At 47.6% G+C, this 2,372-nt stretch carries 3 protein-coding genes and 1 pseudogene; all 4 read right to left on the reverse strand.

All coding sequences use genetic code 11. The annotated features are described in order from the left end of the window. Nucleotides 1–146, reverse strand: a pseudogene (locus tag KDK17_RS06285) (type II toxin-antitoxin system YoeB family toxin); the annotation flags it as partial. Beyond that, nucleotides 143–394 (reverse strand): type II toxin-antitoxin system Phd/YefM family antitoxin, encoded by a 252-nt coding sequence (locus KDK17_RS06290; protein ID WP_257276141.1) that lies wholly within the window; start codon nucleotides 392–394, stop codon nucleotides 143–145. The gene KDK17_RS06290 and the pseudogene KDK17_RS06285, both read right to left, overlap by 4 nt. A gap of 133 nt (nucleotides 395–527) precedes the next feature. Continuing rightward, on the reverse strand, nucleotides 528–1,541 hold the full coding sequence (gene ansA / locus KDK17_RS06295) for an asparaginase (RefSeq protein WP_257276142.1): 1,014 nt from the start codon (nucleotides 1,539–1,541) through the stop codon (nucleotides 528–530). A 10-nt stretch (nucleotides 1,542–1,551) separates the two neighbouring features. Beyond that, nucleotides 1,552–2,372 (reverse strand): ATP-binding domain-containing protein (locus KDK17_RS06300; protein ID WP_257287620.1); only part of this gene is annotated, 821 nt, incomplete at its 5' end.

The raw sequence follows: 2,372 nt of genomic DNA on the forward strand, positions 1-2,372 counted from the left end.
GATAAACCCTGTTTCAATGGCTCTGGCTTTTCGGTTCCTTCATAGAACGTTCTCTTAATTTCTTTAATTAATGAGTTGACCCGTTTATCTGTTTTTTGCCAGTAAAGGTAATCGTCCCAAGCTCACTCTGAGACAGTCAGCTTCATTCCATCAGCTCTCGTTCAGTACCTGTTCTATTTTCTAACTCAGCTATAGACTCAAACAAACGACGAGCATTTTTTGGACTTCGCAGTAAATATGCTGTCTCTTGCAGCGATTGATAGTCGCTCATTGACATCATAACGACTGGTTGTTCACCTTTTCTGGTAATCACTACCGGACCATGGTCAAAACACACTTGTTGCATGGTTTTTGCCAGATTATTTCTTGCTGATGTATAACTAATCGTATCCATAGCTTTCCTCTTCTGTACATCTTCATTATTCTGTAAAGTTTTTTAGTGCAACTTAACGAATTTATCCAGCCGATTCGCTTCGCTTACGGCAGATAAAAGGCTGAATGAGTATTTGAAAGTCCCCGTCGTTTCTTCAGATCGTCAGCTCACCAGAAATATTCTGTCCGATCAGCTCTCTGATCTCCCGGGTTGAGTGACCCTTTGACAATAAATGATGAAGCTTGCAGAACATGGCTTCTGTCGTCGTATCCAGACCCCCTATAACCCCCGCTTTGGCGAGCGCCGAGCCTGCAGCATAACTGCCTTGATGAACAGAGCCTCTGTGACATTGGGTCAGGTTTACAATGATCTTGCCGGCATCTGTCGCCTTTTTCAAAGTGTCCAGCAGTACCGGGTCGCCGTCAGGGCCATTTCCCGTGCCATAAGTCCTCATGATAAAGGCTTTTTGAGGTTGGTTCAGGACTGTTTCCAGCCACTGGGCAGTGATACCGGGAAAGAGTTGCACAATACCGACCAGGGTATCTTCAGAGCATTCAAGATGAAATTCTGGCTTGTTTTCAGGTTTCAATAACAGCAGGTCATTGAGCTCGATGTTGATATCAGCACGCCCCAGCCATGGGAAGTTAGGGGAGTCAAAGGCATCAAACAGATAGGCATTTTGCTTACGAGCCCGGTTGCCGCGCATTAAACGTCCGTTAAAGTACAGACACACCTCGTTGATGCGTTCATCAGTGGCAATACTCAGGGCACCAACAAAGTTTTCCAGACCATCACTTCGAGGTTCACACAGTGGGATCTGGGAGCCAGTGAAGATAACCGGTTTACCGAGATTGCGAAGCATAAATGACATCATTGAACTGGAGTATGCCATGGTGTCAGTACCGTGCAGAACTACAAAACCATCGTAGTCTTCATAGTGATCGGCAATATCCGTTGCTATCTGCTGCCAGTTTTGTGGGCGGATATTACTGGAATCGATCAGTTCCTCATATTCTACCAGTTCAAAGTCCGGAAGGCCCCGGCGGGTGTGGAGAGGTAGCTTTTCGTCCAGAAGCGCCTGCATATTACCAGAGGGGGCATAACCCGAATCAGTGGGTTTCATGCCAATGGTGCCACCGGTATAAATAACGTAGATTTTTTTGGTCATATCAGCAATTTCAGTAGCTGTAGTGGTTAATGAGTCGGTCTTTCAATCCTGACGAACGCAGGGTTTTCTGTTGAATGGCTTTAACCAGAATCTGCGGCAGTGCAAACAGGTCCAGCCTGGTCTTGGCCCGGGTGATGCCGGTGTAAAGCAATTCCCGGGTAAGCACCGGTGTCATCTGCTCTGGAAGTGCCATGACAGTGTGGGGGAATTCTGACCCCTGACTTTTGTGTATCGTCATAGCAAAAACGGTCTGGTGTTCTGGCAAGCGACTGGGCAGAAGGTACTTGAGGCTTCCGTCGGCTAATTCAAAGACCACTTTCAGACGGTTGTTGCGATCAGGCATAGCAATACCAATATCACCGTTGTACAGGCCAAGGTCATGAGCGTTGCGGGTAATCAAAACCGGGCGGCCCGGATACCATAAGCCCTCCGATGGAATCAGGTTTCTTCTTGCCAGAGCAGAACGAATGCCATCATTCAGTCCTTCAACCCCCCAGCGTCCTTCCCGCAATGAACAGAGCAGGCGAAAATGGTTAAAGGCCCTCAAAACCGTCTTTTCATCTTGCTGATCATGAATGGCCTGAAGATAGGGGGTATAGCCTTGTGCGCAGAGTGACATCAGTTGCTGGTAACTATTTTCGTCCACTGGGTACAGGGCAATATCATCAAACATTTGCTGAAATACCCTGATTGTTTGTCTGGCGTCGCCTTTGTTGACGGCCTTGGCCAGAGTGCCTATCCCTGATCGGGCATCAAATCGGTAACTTTTCTGAAGCTGACAGAAGCGGTCGTTGATGGCCAGGTTTTTTTGTGTGAAACAGGCTGCTGCGT

It is taken from the genome of Endozoicomonas sp. SESOKO2, assembly GCF_024606245.1.
Lineage (GTDB): Bacteria > Pseudomonadota > Gammaproteobacteria > Pseudomonadales > Endozoicomonadaceae > Endozoicomonas_A.

Coding starts and splice junctions, on each gene's coding strand:
- KDK17_RS06290 (WP_257276141.1), bottom strand. CDS start 394: ATGGATACGATTAGTTATACATCAGCAAGAAATAATCTGGCAAAAACC.
- ansA (WP_257276142.1), bottom strand. CDS start 1,541: ATGACCAAAAAAATCTACGTTATTTATACCGGTGGCACCATTGGCATG.